Origin of the sequence: Halomonas sp. MMH1-48 (genome assembly GCF_022348105.1) — a bacterium.
Taxonomy (GTDB): Bacteria; Pseudomonadota; Gammaproteobacteria; order Pseudomonadales; family Halomonadaceae; genus Vreelandella; species Vreelandella piezotolerans.
In genome coordinates this window covers 215,346-232,106 of the sequence record NZ_JAKRFL010000002.1, presented here as the reverse complement: position 1 = coordinate 232,106, position 16,761 = coordinate 215,346, and the positions used below count along the sequence as shown (strand labels likewise).

Genomic DNA, 16,761 nt, shown 5'->3' with positions numbered 1-16,761 from the left:
GTACGGCCACTAGCAGCGATAGAGGAACGGCTCTGCGCGCCACTGTGGCTCTACGTAGTCGCTGGCGCACAGGGCCGATACATCGCCGCCTGCCCGGGCGGCAAGACGTGCCAGTGTCGCCAAGTGCAGTCCTCTGGGGCTGCGTACTTCTTCACTGATCGCAACGGGTACCCAGCGATCGCCTTCTCGGGTTGCTAGGGTAAAGTTGAAAGGGTGAAAACCGGGAAAGCCTAGCCGAATGTCAGTGGCGATAAGCGTCTCTTGCCCATCGATGTGACGTGTCTCGAAACGTAAGAACGGCCCAGTGAACCATGTAAGCCGCTGGCCTAGCGGCCCCTCCAGAGCACTTGGCTCCAGCTCGACGTTACGACGCAACGGCTCCAAGGCTGGGGCCCGTTCACGATCGAACACGCTGATCAAACTCTCGTAATAACGATCATCGTCGATGACCGTCGCCCGCCATAGCGCGATGTTGAACGGCGTCGGTTGAATCAGTACAGGAGCCGTCTGTAAATCTGCGTCGGCCAGTGTCGGTGCAAGACGTTGCTCCACGCTCCACTTGGCGCCAGCCGCTGCTATGAGATAAACGCAGGAGATGGCTAGCCCCGCTCGGCAAGCGCTGTGTACCTTGCCGGAGACGCTGGCAATGGTGAGCGCTATCAGCAGCGGCAGCGTGTAAAAAGGGTCGATGATGAAGACGATAGGCCACGCGACCGGTGGCGCGTCCAGCGGCCATAGCAGTTGTGTGCCATAGGTGGTGAGCGAATCGAGCAGCGGGTGCGTCACCAATATCAGCGTAAAAAAACTCCACCAGCGGCCAAACGAGATGTCCTGCGGTGGCGCGAAGCGAGCGCAGAGCACGGCTAGCAGCGTGGCAAGGCCCGTCAATACGAACAGGGAATGGCTGAAGCCACGGTGCTCGGTGACGTTGGCAATGGCGTCGCCATAATCCAGCGCCACGTCCAAATCGGGTAGAGTACCCAGTAGCGCACCTATGACGATGGCCTTTCTGCCCAGGCGCTTACCCAATACCACCCCTCCGACGGCTGCCCCAAGCGCTGCTTGCGTAATCGAATCCACAGACCTCTCCTCGACGAGCCGATAGCGAATCGTCATAGTTACTTGGCATGACGCACGAGATGCACCACCATGACATTATTGTACAGCACATCTATCTTCTATTTTAATGTGGCACTCTTGTCTATGTTTTGAGGGTGCCACATGACCCGCGCGACAACGTGCGCTACGGTTTTACAGGATATAATTACCCTTTTTCGATGAAGAGGAAATGACATGCAGTTTTTACATACCATGGTACGTGTCAGCGACTTGGACGCCTCGCTTCACTTTTATTGTGAGTTGCTGGGCCTCAAAGAAGTGCGCCGTAAAGAGAACGAAAAAGGTCGCTTTACACTGGTGTTTCTCGCCGCACCCGACGACGAAGCCCGCTCCGAGCGCCTTACTGCCCCCGAGCTCGAGTTGACCTACAACTGGGACCCGGAAGAGTACACGGGTGGCCGTAATTTCGGCCATTTGGCCTACCGAGTCGACGATATTTATGGCCTTTGCCAGAAACTTCAGGATAACGGCGTGACCATTAACCGTCCGCCCCGCGACGGCCACATGGCGTTCGTGAAGTCGCCCGACGGCATCTCTGTCGAGCTGTTACAAAAAGGCGATGCATTGTCTCCCCAGGAGCCTTGGGCCTCCATGGAAAACACGGGTAGCTGGTAAGTCGCTGGTAAAACGCATAAGGAGTACGAACAAGGTGAAAGGACAAACCCGCCATATCATCATGGGAATGGGGCTTGCGCTGCTGCTGAGCGCTTGTGGCAGCACACCGCAGCAAGAGCGAACGGATGTACCGCAGGGCGGTACGCTCTCTGGGCCGGTAGTGGAGCAGCGCTGGAACTTACTGCTGGTAGGGACCGATGAGCGGCTCTCCATGCCCGAAACACCGTTCTTTCGTATTGGACGCGACGGGAAGGTTAACGGCTCTGATGGCTGCAACCAGTTCACCGGTAAGGTGAGTTTAGGTGAAAGCCAACGCATCTCGTTTAGCGAGCTGGCCTCTACCCGAATGGCGTGTCCGAACATGGAGGACGCCAAGCGGGTGACTGATATGCTAGATAATGCCTATCGGTATTTGATCGACCATGACCGGTTGGTGTTCTTCGGACCAGATAGCCGCGTCCTCGGCGGTTGGCGAGAAGCTAACTAAGCCGCTATCGGCTTAATCAGTAAAAGGCGGGTTGAAGCGGGCAAGAAAGCGCGCATCGATCCGCTGTTTCCACTGCCATACCCAGCGGCCCGAAAAGCCTATGGACCCACGGCTGGCAATCGCGTGGCCGTCGCCTGTGCCAATCAGTGCTAGCACGCGACACGGAGGCTGCCACGGGGTGAGCGTTAAACCGTGGCAGGCGGCCCGCAGATTCTCTGCTAATGCGGGGCCCATACGCACCGCATAAACGCCTGCCTTAGGGAGTGGGGAGGAGCGCAGCGCAGCGCAGTCGCCAGCGGCAAAAATGCCGCGCTGGCCAGTCACTTGAAGCGCCTCGTCCACAGAAATAAAGCCTTTCTCATCCAGCGGCAGCGCCGTTCGTTGCAGCCACGTTTGGCCCACGGCGCCGGTCGCCCAGAGTACGATATCCGCTTCGATGTGCTCACCAGTGTCGGTTTCCACACCGCCAGGTACCAAGGCGCGCCCCCGCACTCCTGTGAGGACGCGCACGCCCGCGCTTTTGAGCGCCCGCGCCGTTAACCAGCGGGGCAGCCAACCCGCCCCCGGCAGCAGCGTCTCAGCGGCGCTGATCAGTGTGCCTTGCCAGTGAATGTCCGGGCGCTGTTGTCGAAGCCGCGCGAGGACACTCATCAGCGTCTCGCAACCTGCTGCGCCACCGCCAACGCTCACGACGTTTTGGCGTGCTCCGGCTGGCAGCTTAGCCACCTCTTCGCGTAATGCTTGCCAGCGATGGTGCAAGGAGCTGAGCGGACGCATGGCCAGCAGCGTCGGCAGCGCATTTTTCTCGACACTCTTCTCGATACTTTTCTTGGCACTCGCCTCGCGATTTTCATTACCTTTAGGAGCAATGACTTGCGGTAACGTTAGCGTCGAGCCGACGTTGAAGGAGGCCACGTCAAACGCCACTACGCTCCCATCTGCCAGTGTTATCTGGCGCTCGCTCGTACTGAGCGCCACGGCAGGAGACGCGACGAAGTGAGCGCCTGCGCGCTTACAGAGTGCCGCAATATCCATCTGCGTCTCCCTTAGCGTGCACTCCCCGGCTAACCATGCAGGCACGCTGCCCGAGTAGGCGGCAAATCGGCTATCGCTCACCACGGTGATCGACACCGTTTTATCCGGCTGTAAGGCAAACGCCTCCAGCACGAAGGCGTGGGCGTGGCCTGCACCGATGAGCAGTAATTTCTGCATGTTGCCTCCTTGAACGAGCGATGAGGCGCCGCTGCTGAGCGTTATTCGCCTATGACCACCCGATTTTTGCCGCTTTTCTTGGCCAGGTACATGCCGTGGTCGGCGCGTTCCACTAATTGACGCACGGTATCGCCTGACTGTTTGGCTGTAAGACCTATGCTGATCGTGACGGGGAACGGTAGTTTGAAAAACGTCGTCGAGACGATGCTACACAGCCGCTGTGCAAGAGGTAAGCTGGTCGTGATATCCGTCTCCTGAAGGATGATCAAAAATTCTTCGCCTCCCCAGCGGCCAAGATGATCCCCTTCGCGTAGTGTGTCCTGCACAACGCGGCTGAGACGCCCTAATACGTCGTCCCCCACTGAGTGGCCATAGGTGTCATTGATTTTCTTGAAGTCGTCGACATCGAACAGGACGACAGAGAGGGTAACGTCCGAGCTGATGAGGCGGTTCAGGACCATGTTGGTGTAGTGGCGGTTCCAGCACTGGGTCAAGGGGTCCAGGCGGGCGAGCGCTTGCAGCCGCTGATTGGTCTTCGTCAACTGCTGATTGAGGTAGGCAACCTCTATGGCGGTAATCGCCACGGCGATGTCGTCGGCCAGCTCCCTCACCATGGAGGCCTCTATCGGCAGCCAATCAGTCACCGGGCCGGAGAGAGAGCAGGGCTGTTTGAGAGGGGATGTGTGACGAAACAGCAGTAGCCAACATGGAGCGCAGCACGCGATGTCCAAGCGGGCCACCAAGCCACCCTGACACAGGCCATCAAGCTCGAGTGTGCCGCTGCTCAAGGCCTCGTTGGGTAGTGTGTCGAGCGCATCGAGAAGATGCCGTTCAGGAGGGCAGTCGCCCAAGCAGTGAAGCTGACGGTGCCTCATCAAGGCAATGCCCTGGGCATCGAAGAGTTGACATAGGCGCTCCCCATGGTGCTGGAGGATTTGTTCGATACCAGCAAAGCGTCTGATATCGGCGGCGAGTTGTTGGCGGTAACATGTCAACTTGGCCCGTTGCATAGTCAGCTGCTCTACTTTTAGTAGGCGCAGCCGCTGCGCCGCCATCATGACGATCAAACTGCACCATTTTGAAGAAGCCGCGTGACGCGAGGCGGGGTGGGCGACATAGCCCCATGTTCCCGCTTCTCCTTTTAATTCATAATACTGCAACCTGGAGGCTGCCAGAGCATCGAGCGAGCAAATGGACGTTAGGTGGGGATAGGCCTCTAGCGGACACGTGGGTGGAAAACCATAGACCAAACGTAGCTTCAGGGCCTTGGTACGATGGTAAACGAGGATGGGGGTTTGACGGGTGGCTTTATGAAGCGTGTAAGCGATCCGTTCGAAGAGTGCTGTTGGCGTCGGTGCTTGGCTAATCGTTAGCAGGGAGTCGTAAAGCTCGTCGCGCTCATGACAAAGAGGTTGCTCGCTCATCCTGAATGACTCCTCAATACATGAGATAACACGTCCATGTTGGCCAAAGGCCGAGCGTCACGTCACATCGAAATTGAATTAACGATTCAACCAAAAGGTAAATCATTATTCAACCATTATTGAATAATCGATTCACATTGGCGGCATGAATGAAAAAATCATGTTTGCCGAGCGCCTGAAATCCTCCATGCAAACGGCAGGGTACGACACGCGGCCCTCTGTGCTGGAGCGTGAATTCAATTTGCGCTACTGGGGAAAACCGATCACCTTCCAGGCCGTCAGGCGCTGGTTGCGGGGAGACTCGATTCCAAGTCAGGAAAAGCTACAGGTACTGGCGCGTTGGTTATCGGTCACGCCCCATTATCTGCGCTATGGCGGCACCGAAGAGAATGCGGTCAACGAGCCGTCAGGGCCGTGGCAAACCCCGCTCACGAGAGAAGAGCGTCATTTGCTGGCCATGTACAAGACGCTGCCGCCCCCTCAGCGTCAAATCGTCCATGACGTGGTAGAAACGTTTGCCAAAGCCTATGGTGATTCGCCGGCAGGTGCCGAGCGCGAATGACTGCATGGGCGAAAGGCTGTCATCGCACTCGGTCTTCTTAGCCCCGGCGCCAGTCGAAATAGCGCTTCAACAGATCCAGTACCCGCTCCGGCTTGTGAGCGTTTTTCCATACCCCAGCGGTGGCTTTGGTCGCTTCGCCCAGGGTGGGGTAAGGGTGAATGGTGCCGAGCAGCTTATTCAGCCCCAGCCCGTGCTTCATGGCGATGGTGAACTCGCCCAGCCACTCACCGGCGTTTTCCGCCACGACCGTTGCTCCCAAAATTTTGTCTTTGCCGGGCACGGTGAGCACTTTGATAAAGCCCTCGGGCGCCCCTTCGGCAATGGCGCGGTCGCTGTCACTCATGGCGTAGCGGGTCACTTCAAAGGCCACACCCTTGGCGGTGGCCTCTTTTTCGTTGAGCCCCACCCTGGCCACTTCCGGTTGCACGTAGGTCACGGCGGGCATGAAGCGGTAGTCCACTGCGAAGCTCTTTAGCTCGCCAAACAGGGCGTTCACGGCGGCGTGCCACGCTTGGTGGGCTGCGGCGTGGGTGAGCTGGTAGGGGCCGGCCAAGTCGCCACAGGCCCAGATGTTGGGCAGGCGCGTCTGCAGCCGCTCGTTGAGCGCCAGCGTGCCGATATCCGTGGTGGTAATTCCTAGCGCTTCCAGCCCTAACCCCTCCACGTTGGCCTGACGGCCTGCGCTCACCAAAAGGTAATCGAACGCCAGAGTATTGCGCTCACCCTCGTGCTCGATCACCAACTGATGCTCACCGTCCGTTTGGTTCACCTCCAGCGCTTTCGCGCTGGTCATCACCGTTACGCCCTCTTGGGTGAGGGTGCGCTCCACGTGCTCGCTGACCTCGTTATCCTCTCGGCCCAGTAACTGTGGCGCGCCCTCGACCAAGGTGACCTGGCTGCCCAGACGGGCAAAACTTTGGCTGAGTTCGCAGCCAATCGCCCCGCCGCCAAGCACTACCAACCGTTTGGGCAGTTCGGTGAGCGACCAGAGGTTTTCAGAAGTGAGCAGCGGCGCGTGCTCGATACCGGGTAGGGGCGGCACGCGGGGGCGCGCCCCGGTGGCCAGCACGATATGGCGAGCGGTGAGGGTTTGTTCACCCACGCGAATTTCCCACGGTGATACCAGGGTGGCGTGCGCTTGATACACCTCCACGCCAAGCTGGGTGTAGCGCTCGACGCTATCGTGGGGCTCGATATCACGGATGGCCTGATGCACATGCCCCATCACCTTGGAGAAATCCACGCGGGGCTCGCTGGCGCTCACGCCAAAGCGGTGCGCCGTGCGAATGTCATGGGCCGCACGAGCCGCCCGGATCAATGCTTTCGAGGGGACGCAGCCCGTATTGAGACAGTCGCCGCCCATCTTGTGTTTTTCGACCAGGGCCACCTTGGCCTTCACGGCGCTGGCGATATAGCTAGTGACTAACCCCGCCGAGCCGCCGCCAATCACCACGATGTCGTAATCGAAGCGACTAGGGCGCGTGAAGCCTTTATAGGCGTTGCGCTTTTGCACCAACACCGCAATGCGCCGGGCCACCCAAGGGAACACCGCCAGCAGCGCAAACGAGGCAATGAGCCCAGGCGAAATAATGCCGCTCAGGCTTTCCAGCTCGCCGAGCTGGCCGCCCGCATTCACGTACACCGCCGTGCCGGGCAGCATGCCCAGCTGGCTCACCCAGTAAAACGTGGTGGTTTTAATCCGCGTGAGCCCCATGACGAGGTTGATCATGAAAAACGGAAAAATGGGCACCAAACGCAGGGTGAACAGATAAAACGCGCCATCCTTCTCGACGCCCCGGTTCACCGTGTCGAACTGGCGGGGAAAGCGTTTTTCGATGGGCTGCCGAAACAGAAAACGGGAAAGCAGAAAGGCGAGCGTCGCGCCGATGGCGCTGGCAAACGAGATGATGAGCAGCCCCCAGCCCAATCCAAACAGTGCGCCCCCCAGTAGGGTGAGCAGGGTTGCACCGGGGAGTGACAGGGCCGTCATGACCACATACACCGCAAAGAACATACCCGCCACCTGCCAAGGCGATTGCTGAAAAGCTGCCTGAAAATCGCTGCGGTAGGTTTGCAGGGTGTCCAGCGTGAAAAACGAATGGGCGCCGCTAGCGTAGAAGCCAATCACGGCCAATAGCAGTAGGGCAATAATCAGCAGGCGCTGACGGTTCATGGCAGGCTCCTTGGAAAAAGGGGGGCTGACTCAGTGCTCAAATGGAGGGGTTCCTTACACGTTGGCGTGGCGCTGCCGCTGCCAGCGCTGCCAATCTTCGGGGCGGTCGATGTCCCACATGGTATCTGGGTAGGCGGCTTCCAGGCCCAGTGCCGCTAGGCGCGCTTGGGTCACGCTCAATACCCGTTCGGTGCCCCAGGGAATGTCTGCAAACAGGCTGGGGTAGTCCTGGTGGCTGCCAATCAGTCCGTAACCGCCATCTTCGGCCGGTAGAATCACGACGGCAAAGGTGCTCAAGGCGGCTCGGCAGCGCTTTAGCATGGCATGGGTAATGCTGGGGCAGTCGGTGCCCATTACCATCGCAGGGCCGTCGGTACTGTTCAGCGCATGGCGAACACGCCTGCCCACGTCGCCCTGCTGCTGGGCGGCCAGGGCAATACCGTGTTGGGCCTGAAGCTCTAAAAAGAGCGGGTGGCGGTGATCTAACGAGGTCCACAGCGTGACGTTCTCCGCCCCCAGCGCTTCGCAGCCGGTGGCTACACAGTGACGCACCATGGCTGCGTGGGCGTCGGCGGCGCCCTGTGCGCCCAAGCAGGGGATCAGACGCGTTTTGGCCTGCCCCGGCAGCGGTGCTTTGGCCAGCAGGTGCAGGTGGGGCGCGGCGGGCTTAACGTGCATCGCGGTACTCCTTAGCCAATTGCGTGGCGCTGACACCGCGCCAGTAGCGGTAGCGTAGCCGCCACATCAGGCGAATGGTGGGCCAAGCGCCGAACTCGTCCCAGCGCCTGCCCGAGCTTATCACCTTCTGGCGCAGGCAGGCGGGGGATGAATGGGCCTTCAGCCGTTTGCTGAGTTCGATGTCCTCCATCAGCGGCTGATCGGGAAAGCCGCCCAGTGCGAAAAACGTGTCCCGGCGCACAAAGATGCCCTGGTCACCGGTGGCGATACCACTGAGTCGCGAGCGTAGGTTCATCAAGCTCGCGACCACTGGCAGCCAGCGGCTTTTGCCCGCGAGCTGAATATCGAACCGCCCCCAGGCGTGTTGGGCAAGCGCCTGCTGTAGATTCGTCACCGCACGCTGCTCTTTGTCGGGCGGTAGTCGAGTATCGGCATGCAGAAAGAGCAATGCCAGGCCGCGGGCGTGTTGCGCCCCCAGGTTCATCTGACGTGCGCGCCCAGGTTCACTCTTCAGGACCGTATCGGCAAGTGGCGTGGCCAAGGCCACGCTGGCATCGGTGCTGCCGCCATCCACGACGATGAGTTCAACGCCTGAGGCGCGCAGCAGCTGTAGCCGCGTGAGCGTTGCCTGAATACCGGCTGCTTCATTGAGCATCGGAATGATGATACTCAGTGACAAAGGCGTAGGGTGCGGATCAGCCAAGGGCAATGATCGGTCCTCCTGCGGCGGTGGCATCGGCGTCGTCATGGGTGACGAGTAGAGCGGGTAGGCCCGCTTCCCGCAGTTGACTGAAGACCAGCGCGCGCATCTCTTGGCGTAGGGTCGTATCCAGCTTGGAGAAGGGTTCGTCCAGTAATACGGCGCGGGGTTGGGAGAGCAGCAGCCGCATCAATGCCACCCTAGCCTGCTGCCCGCCGGAAAGCGTGGCCGGATCGCGGGCTTCAAACCCTGCAAGCCCTACCTGGTCGAGCGCCTTGGCAATCTGAGCACTTTTCTGCGGGCTTCTACGGGGCAGGCCAAAGCGCAGGTTTCCGCCGACGCTCAAATGGGGAAACAGCAACGGGTCTTGAAACAGTAACCCCACGCCGCGCTGCTCGGCGGGCAGGCGTAGTATGTTGGTACCCCCAAGGCGAACCCGCCCCTGGGCGGTGAACGTGTTGGGTAAAAAACCGGCGATAAACGCTAGCAGCGTCGATTTACCAGAACCCGAGGGACCCATCACGGTGAGCACGTCGCCGGGGGCCACCGTTGCATCGACTGTCAACAGCAGGCGTTCAGCTAAGTGAATGCTTACTTGCTCGAGGGTCAGGGCGTTGGCAGCGTTATTCATGAGGTTCCTTATCCACAGGGCGTCTTAACCTTGGCGTTTAACGTTAAGAGGCGTGCGTCTTGGAGCGCCTAGCCACCTTGGCAAGGCGACGGCGACCATAAAGCCGACGAGCGGCAGGCCCGCTTGCACCAGCGCCCATACGCCGATTAAGCGGCGGTTTCCCCCGGAGGCCAGCGCCACGGCTTCGGTGGTCACCGTTGGGACTCTGCCTGCGCCTAATAGTTGGGTGGGTAAATATTGACCAATACTCACCGCAAAGCCCACCGCTGCGGCGGTGAGCAGTGGGGCAAGCAGGAGCGGTAGCCGCACGCGCCAAAACGCCCGGCGGCGAGAAACGCCTAATGATTGGGCCATGTAGAGCCAGCGCGGATCCAAGCGGCGATAGGCTTCCGCCAGCGAAAGATACACATAAGGCAATACGAACAGCAGGTGGCCCGCTACCACCAGCGCCAGTTGGGGGCGAATGCCCAGGCGCTCGGCGGCCACCACCAAACCGTATAAAAATGCGATTTGCGGGACTAAAAGCGGTAAATAGAGCAGCCAGAGCGAGCGAGTAGGGTGACGCTGCTGGCGCTGCTCGTTTTCGAGCGTGGCGACGACCAGCACGGCCGCCACGCCGGTCGAAAGTAGGGCAATGAGTGCGGTATGGGTCAGTGGGCCAGCCAGCATGCTGACACTGCGCTGCCAGTGGTCGACGGTAAGCGACTGCGGCAGCAGCTCAGGAAAACGCCAAAACCCGGCCACCGAGAAGAGCCCAAGCCCCGCCAGTGAGGCCAGCGCGGCGGCGCTTGCCAGAGCAAGCCCTACGCGTCCGAACACACGAACGGCGGCGTCTCCCCGCGTGCGCTCGCCATTGATCAACCAGCGCTGGCCCAGCCTGCGGGCCAGCTGCTCCAACAGCCACCAGCTCAGCAGCGCGGCCAGCGTTACGCCCAGCTGCAGTACTGCCGCCGCCGACGCCATGAAGCGACGGGTGAGGTCGGGGTCGCTAAACCAACCAAGAATCGAGACGCTCAAGGTGGGCGGCAAGCGTGGACCCAATATTAGCGCCATGTCCACCACGGAGGTCGCATAAGCAATCACTGCATACACCGGCAGGCGGATGAGTGGATAGAGCGATGGCAGCACCCCTTTGAGCCAAGCAACCGTGGGCGAGTAGCCCAACGATCGTGCCAGCCGCAGGCGCTGCTCGGCCTGGAGCTGAGGCAGTGCCGCGAGGCTCATTAGCAGCAGAAAGGGCGCTTCCTTCAAGACGAGGCCAAGCGTGAGCGCAAGTCCCCACGGATCGTTGACGATCAGCGCATCGGGGGGCGCCTCCCAGCCGGAGAGCCACGGGGAGATCAGTCGTGCCATCAGCCCAGAAGGCGCAATCAGAAAAGCAAAGCCAAACGCCACCGCCGCGTGGGGAATCGCCAGCAAAGGTGACACTAACCGGCGCAGGCTGCGGTCCAGCCAAGTGCCTTGGCTGGCAGCTAAAAACAGCACGACGATGAGCAGCGCTAACGCCGTACTGGCCAGGCCGCTGGCAAAACTCACCGCCACCGAGCGGCCAAGCCCCGGCTGTGCGAAAAGCATTTGCCAAGCAAAGAGGTTGGCCTGATCGCTCCCCAGTACCGGCAAGTAGCCAAAGGCGGGCAGTAGTACCATGCCAAGCCCCGCGGTGACGGGCATCACCAGCAGGGCAATGATCACGATCGGCGCTAGCCGTAGCATGGTTCAGTGAGTCGCACGCGAAGAGGAGGAGTGCGCTTAGTTGACACCGTAACGCTCGAGCCAAGCATCCTGTAGGGCGTTCATCCAGCTGGGATGGGGTTCTGCGAGGGTGCTGGATAGCGCATCGACCGGCAGCGCCGAGGGATGGTGGTCACCCTGCTCGAAGAGTGCCTGGTCGCTTGGCTCGAGCTGCTGAATGGCCAGCACGCTGCGGTCGCCCCACATGCTGAGCGACTGCTTCTGGGCCTGCGCTTCCGGGGAGAGTAAGAAGTTGGCTAGCGCCAACGCGCCCGCTTTATGCGGCGAGTTGTAGGGAATGGCTACGAAGTGCACATTGCCCAGGGTGCCGCCTTCGAGTACGTAGCTGCGCACGCTTTGCGGCAGTTCATACTCCATCACCGCTACGGCAGCGTCGGTGGGGTAGAACGAGAAAGCCAGGCTAAGCTCACCGTCGCTCATCAGCGTGCGAAGGTTGGGGCCGGAATCGGGAAAGCTGCGTCCACTGCGCCAGAGATGTGGGTGCAATTCGTCCAAGTAGGCCCACAGCGGCGCGGTGATCTCTTCGAACGTGGTCTCGTCGACAGGGGCATAGAGCGCGTCAGCTTGGTCGGTGAGCTCGATCAGCGCCTGTTTTAGGAACGTACTGCCGGTAAAGTCGGGGATACGCGGATAGCTGAACTGTCCAGGATTCGCTCTGGCCCAGGTGAGTAATTCCTCGATGCTTTGGGGCGGCGTATCGGTTTGGGCGCTGTCGTAGTAGAAGGTGATTTGCGCCTTGCCCCAGGGGGACTCATAACCCTCGGTGGGTAGAGTGAAGTCGGTGACGACTTCGGGATTCTCGTCAGGATAGGTAAGAGCGAAGTTCGGCAGCGACGCCGCAAAAGGCCCAAACAGCAAGTCTTGCTCACGCATGGCGGCGAAGTTTTCGCCGTTGATCCAAATCAAGTCGATGCTGCCATCGCTGTCGTTGCCCGCCTGCTGTTCACCCAGCACCCGCGCCACGGCGCTGCTGGTATCGTCGAGCTTCACGTGCTCTACGCGAACGCCGTAGCTCTCCTGCATCTGCTCTGCGACCCAGGCAATATAGCGATTGGTGCGCGCATCGCCGCCCCAGGCATTCCAGTACACGGTTTGGCCGTCGGCGGCGTCCAGTACGCTCTCCCACTCTTGCGGGTCGGGCGTGGCAACCGCAGGCGCGGCTAGGCTTATCAGAGCAAACGCCACGGCGGTGGCCAGAGCAGAGCGTGGTTTCATCGCACACCTCATCAAATCAGTTGGTTATAGAGCGGTTTGTAGGCACTGAAGTTCACTGTGAACATGGTCGATAATGGGCAGTGAGAGATAGTGTTCCACGCGGTCGCGCACGTGGTCGATCACGGCGGCATCGGTGAGCTCCGCCGACCAATCCTCTCCCCGGCGCTCGCTATCCTGGCGTTGCAGGTGTTGAGCGCGCCACTTGGCACACCACGTCAGCGACCATAGCCACGTCGCGCGCCGACAGGCAATTAGCGTATTCACGCTGGGAAGCACGATATCAGGCGTGGCGGCCATGGCCGTCTGCCAGCGGCGATAGAACGCAATGACCTCGTCCAAGCTGAGCACCGCTTGGCTGTTAAGGTCCCAGGTGGTCGAGGTGTAGAGTGAGGTATGGGCTAAATCGATGCCCGGCAGTCCGTAGCGGCATTTTTCGAGATCGACGAGTATGGCGCGCCCCTCGTCCGTGACCAAAAAATTGCCGGGGTGGGTATCGAAGCTGATCAGCGTAGCGGCGGCATCATCCAGCGTGCTGGGCAGTAAATCCAGCTCCTGTTGAATACGCAGATGAATGCTGCTGGGAAGCTGGGCGTCGTCGAGCCATTTTGCCTGCTGAGACACTTCTTCCACCATGGCTTGCCAAGGGGCTGCAGGGGCCAGTAACGGTGGGCGGTGGCGAGGCAGCGGCTGGCGGTGCAGGCTGGCGAGGGTGTCGGCAATGGCAGGCAGGTCCTGGGGAAGGTCGGCCAAGCGCCCGCGAATTGCCTCGACCAGCAGCGCGCCGCGTGGTAGCGACTCGCTGGGCGGTAGTACGCCCTGCAACCCAGGCGTATGTCCGCCTTGGCTGGCCCGTTCATAGCAGGCGGCTTGATAGGCCAAGTTCTCTTCTGGCGGCAGATTCATCTGGCTCTGTTTGGGCAGCCGAGCCACCCAGTCATCGGCGTCTCGGTGGATCCACACGTGGTCGTGGGCTAGGCCCGTATCCGCCATGGGCGTCAGCGAACGGTAGTCGATCTTTGCTTGCTGCAGCGTACTGCCCAATGCCTTCAGGCGCGCCTCAGAGAGTGTCGGCATAAAGCGTTCCGTGTGATTGACGAGAGGTCATGTCATGAATGGTCGACGCGTGCGACTGTCAGTCAGTGACAGCATGACGTTTAACCTTACACGGTTCGTCATAAAAAACGATGGCCATGCAGGTCGTCGCGTGAAAAAGGCGATGTAGATACGACAACGGCACCCAGTAGGTGCCGTTGTGAGACTGTCATGAGCGGGGGATTACATCGCGGCAATCTTCGCTTGCTGCTCTTCCAACAACTTTTTGGCGGACTGGTACTCTGCCAGTTTGCCGCGCTCTTTCTCGATCACGGCGTCGGGGGCTTTGGCAATGAAACCTTCGTTGCCCAGTTTCTTCTCGATACCGCCGATGAGCTTATCCTGCTTCTCGATCTCTTTGGCGAGGCGGGCAAGCTCCGCGTCTTTATCGATCAGGTCTGCCATCGGTACCAACACTTCCATATCGCCGACCAGCTGGGTGGCCGAAAGAGGGGCGTCTTCTGGGTTGGCCAGCCACGTCACGCTTTCCAGTTTCGCCAGCTTGGCCAGGAAGCGGCGGTTCTGCTCCAGGCGCTCGGCGTCCTCGGGCTGGCCTTTGGTCAGCAGCACGTCCAGCGGCTTACCAGGGGCGATGTTCATCTCAGCGCGGATGTTGCGCACGGCGATGATCACGCCTTTCAGCCATTCGATGTCGCGGGTGGCCTGCTCGTCGATCTTGCTATCGTCGGCTTCCGGCCACGCCTGGTGCATGATGGAGGCGCCGTCGCCCATGTAGGTGCCCGTCAGGGGAGCCACCCGCTGCCAGATCTCTTCCGAAATGTAGGGCATCATCGGGTGGGCCAGGCGCAGAATGGTTTCCAGTACCCGCACCAGGGTGCGGCGGGTGCCGCGTTTGGCGCTATCGCTGGCCGCCTCGTCCCAGAGGACCGGCTTGGAAAGCTCCAGGTACCAGTCGCAGTACTCGTTCCAGACGAACTCGTAAAGCGCCTGGGACGCGTGGTCGAAGCGGTACTCGTCCATGGCTTTGGTGACCTGCGCTTCGGTTTTCTGTAGCTGGGAGATGATCCAGCGGTCCGCCAGCGAGAGCTCCACTTCCTCTCCCAAGGCGCCACAGTCCTCGCCTTCGGCGTTCATTAGCACGTAGCGTGAGGCGTTCCAGAGCTTGTTACAGAAATTGCGATAGCCATCCAGGCGGTTCATATCGAACTTGATATCGCGACCGGTAGTGGCTTGCGATAAGAAGGTAAAGCGCAGTGCATCGGTGCCGTGGGCTTCGATACCGTCTTTGAACTCTTCTTTGGTGGCTTTGGCAATCGCCTTGGCCTTTTGGGGCTGCATCATGTTGCCGGTGCGTTTTTCCAGCAGGTCATCCAGCGTTATGCCATCGATCAGGTCGATGGGGTCCAGCACGTTGCCCTTGGATTTGGACATCTTCTGGCCCTGGCCATCGCGCACCAGGCCGTGGACGTAGACGGTCTTGAAGGGAACTTCACCGGTAAATTTCAGCGTCATCATGATCATCCGGGCGACCCAGAAGAAGATGATGTCGAAACCCGTCACCAGCACGCTGGAGGGGTGGAAGGTTTCCAGCTCCGGGGTTTTTTCCGGCCAGCCCAGGGTGCCAAACGTCCATAGGCCCGAGCTGAACCAGGTGTCCAGCACGTCTTCGTCCTGGGTCAGCGCCACGTCAGCGCCCAGGCCATGCTTCTCGCGGGCTTCCTCTTCACTGCGAGCCACATACACGTTGCCGTCGGCGTCGTACCAAGCCGGAATGCGGTGGCCCCACCACAGCTGGCGAGAAATACACCAGTCCTGTAGGTCGCGCATCCAGGCGAAGTACATGTTCTCGTAGTTCTTCGGCACGAACTGAATGTCGCCGTTCTCCACCGCTTCGATGGCGGGTTTGGCGAGGCTCTCCACGGCCACGAACCACTGGTCGGTCAGCAGCGGCTCGATGACATCGCCGGAGCGGTCGCCGTAGGGCAGGGTGTTGTTGACGCTCTCTACCTGTACCAGCAGGCCGAGGGCCTCCATGTCGGCGACGATCTGCTTGCGTGCTTCGAAACGATCCAAGCCCGCGTATTTCGCGGGCAGGGTGGCATCTTCATCGGGCTGCGGCTGACCTTTCAGGTCGAAGATTTCCGCCTGCTCGAGGATCGTTGCATCTTTGGTGAATACGTTGATCAGCAGGTGGTTCTGACGCTTGCCGACTTCGTAGTCGTTGAAGTCGTGGGCCGGGGTAATCTTCACACAGCCCGAGCCTTTCTCCATATCGGCGTGCTCGTCCGCCACGATGGGGATGCGGCGGCCTACCAGCGGCAGCTCGATGAACTTGCCCACCAAGGAGGCGTAGCGCGGGTCTTCTGGGTTGACCGCCACGCCGGTGTCACCCAGCAGGGTTTCCGGGCGGGTGGTGGCGACCACCACGTAATCCTTGCCGTCGTCGGTCTTGACGCCGTCGGCCAGCGGGTAGCGGAAGTGCCAGAAGCTGCCCTGCTGCTCTTTGTTTTCCACTTCCAGGTCGGAAATAGCGGTGTGTAGCGTCGGATCCCAGTTGACCAAGCGCTTGCCGCGATAGATCAGTTTCTCTTCATGCAGGCGCACGAAAACTTCTTGAACCGCTTTATAGAAGCCATCGTCCATGGTGAAGCGCTCACGGCTCCAGTCGACGCTGGCGCCCATGCGGCGCAGCTGTCGGGTAATGTGGCCGCCGGACTCTTCCTTCCACTCCCACACTTTTTCGATGAACGCCTCGCGGCCGAGGTCATGACGGGTCTTGCCCTCTTCGGCTGCAATCTTGCGCTCCACCAGCATCTGGGTGGCTATCCCGGCGTGGTCGGTGCCTACCTGCCACAGGGTGTTGTTGCCCTGCATCCGCTTCCAGCGCGTCAGGGTATCCATGATGGTGTCCTGGAACGCGTGGCCCATATGTAGGCTGCCGGTGACGTTGGGCGGCGGAATCATGATCGAAAAGGGCTTGCCGCGGCCAGATGGGGCGAAGCGGTTATCGGCTTCCCAGCGTTCGTACCAGCGGGTTTCGATCTGTTCGGGTTGGTAGGTCTTTTCCATGGGGAGTCGGCTCACGGCTTGCAAAAAATGGTGGCAAGTATAGCGCGAACGCCCTGGGCTCGTCAGGGGCG

The 16,761-nt window shown here is 60.3% G+C and carries 14 protein-coding genes; 3 read left to right on the top strand and 11 right to left on the bottom strand.

Annotated elements, in window-relative coordinates; genetic code table 11:
• Positions 1 to 9: 9 nt before the first annotated feature.
• Positions 10 to 1,080: a metal-dependent hydrolase gene (locus tag MHM37_RS03165; protein ID WP_239285339.1), complete on the bottom strand. Its 1,071-nt coding sequence runs from the start codon at positions 1,078 to 1,080 to the stop codon at positions 10 to 12.
• 213 nt (positions 1,081 to 1,293) lie between these two features.
• Between MHM37_RS03165 and gloA the strand changes: the two genes are divergently transcribed.
• Positions 1,294 to 1,734: a lactoylglutathione lyase gene (gloA, locus tag MHM37_RS03160; RefSeq protein WP_139528339.1), complete on the top strand. Its 441-nt coding sequence runs from the start codon at positions 1,294 to 1,296 to the stop codon at positions 1,732 to 1,734.
• Between the two features lie 67 nt (positions 1,735 to 1,801).
• The gene (locus MHM37_RS03155; protein ID WP_231125620.1) at positions 1,802 to 2,221 is read left to right on the top strand and encodes an META domain-containing protein; all 420 of its coding nucleotides are present in this window, start codon (positions 1,802 to 1,804) and stop codon (positions 2,219 to 2,221) included.
• Between the two features lie 12 nt (positions 2,222 to 2,233).
• Here the strand turns inward: MHM37_RS03155 and MHM37_RS03150 are convergent, their stop codons facing one another.
• Both MHM37_RS03150 and MHM37_RS03145 read right to left on the bottom strand, forming a co-directional pair.
• Positions 2,234 to 3,433, bottom strand: coding sequence for an FAD-dependent oxidoreductase (locus MHM37_RS03150; RefSeq protein ID WP_239295800.1), 1,200 nt, complete (start codon positions 3,431 to 3,433; stop codon positions 2,234 to 2,236).
• A gap of 41 nt (positions 3,434 to 3,474) precedes the next feature.
• On the bottom strand, positions 3,475 to 4,857 hold the full coding sequence (locus MHM37_RS03145; RefSeq protein ID WP_219862722.1) for a sensor domain-containing diguanylate cyclase: 1,383 nt from the start codon (positions 4,855 to 4,857) through the stop codon (positions 3,475 to 3,477).
• A gap of 160 nt (positions 4,858 to 5,017) precedes the next feature.
• On the opposite strand from MHM37_RS03145, the gene MHM37_RS03140 reads away from it, so the two are divergent.
• Positions 5,018 to 5,419: a helix-turn-helix transcriptional regulator gene (locus MHM37_RS03140; protein ID WP_239285333.1), complete on the top strand. Its 402-nt coding sequence runs from the start codon at positions 5,018 to 5,020 to the stop codon at positions 5,417 to 5,419.
• Positions 5,420 to 5,456: 37 nt separating this feature from the next.
• Here the strand turns inward: MHM37_RS03140 and MHM37_RS03135 are convergent, their stop codons facing one another.
• The 8 genes from MHM37_RS03135 to MHM37_RS03100 form a co-directional block, all read right to left on the bottom strand.
• Entirely contained in the window at positions 5,457 to 7,592 is a 2,136-nt protein-coding gene (locus MHM37_RS03135) for an FAD-dependent oxidoreductase (RefSeq protein ID WP_239295801.1), read from the bottom strand.
• A 54-nt stretch (positions 7,593 to 7,646) separates the two neighbouring features.
• Positions 7,647 to 8,270 (bottom strand): TIGR04282 family arsenosugar biosynthesis glycosyltransferase, encoded by a 624-nt coding sequence (locus MHM37_RS03130; protein ID WP_239295802.1) that lies wholly within the window; start codon positions 8,268 to 8,270, stop codon positions 7,647 to 7,649.
• Entirely contained in the window at positions 8,260 to 8,979 is a 720-nt protein-coding gene (locus tag MHM37_RS03125; protein WP_275437093.1) for a TIGR04283 family arsenosugar biosynthesis glycosyltransferase, read from the bottom strand. Before MHM37_RS03125 ends, MHM37_RS03130 begins: the two co-directional genes overlap by 11 nt.
• A complete protein-coding gene (locus tag MHM37_RS03120) occupies positions 8,966 to 9,601 on the bottom strand; it encodes an ATP-binding cassette domain-containing protein (protein WP_239295803.1) in 636 nt (211 codons plus the stop codon). Before MHM37_RS03120 ends, MHM37_RS03125 begins: the two co-directional genes overlap by 14 nt.
• A 24-nt stretch (positions 9,602 to 9,625) precedes the next feature.
• Complete coding sequence (locus MHM37_RS03115; protein ID WP_239295804.1) at positions 9,626 to 11,314, bottom strand: ABC transporter permease subunit; 1,689 nt, start codon at positions 11,312 to 11,314, stop codon at positions 9,626 to 9,628.
• Positions 11,315 to 11,350: 36 nt separating this feature from the next.
• On the bottom strand, positions 11,351 to 12,568 hold the full coding sequence (locus MHM37_RS03110) for an ABC transporter substrate-binding protein (RefSeq protein ID WP_239295805.1): 1,218 nt from the start codon (positions 12,566 to 12,568) through the stop codon (positions 11,351 to 11,353).
• A gap of 24 nt (positions 12,569 to 12,592) precedes the next feature.
• Positions 12,593 to 13,642 (bottom strand): aminoglycoside phosphotransferase family protein, encoded by a 1,050-nt coding sequence (locus MHM37_RS03105; RefSeq protein WP_239295806.1) that lies wholly within the window; start codon positions 13,640 to 13,642, stop codon positions 12,593 to 12,595.
• A 201-nt stretch (positions 13,643 to 13,843) separates the two neighbouring features.
• On the bottom strand, positions 13,844 to 16,690 hold the full coding sequence (locus MHM37_RS03100; RefSeq protein WP_239295807.1) for a valine--tRNA ligase: 2,847 nt from the start codon (positions 16,688 to 16,690) through the stop codon (positions 13,844 to 13,846).
• Between the last annotated feature and the right edge of the window lie 71 nt (positions 16,691 to 16,761).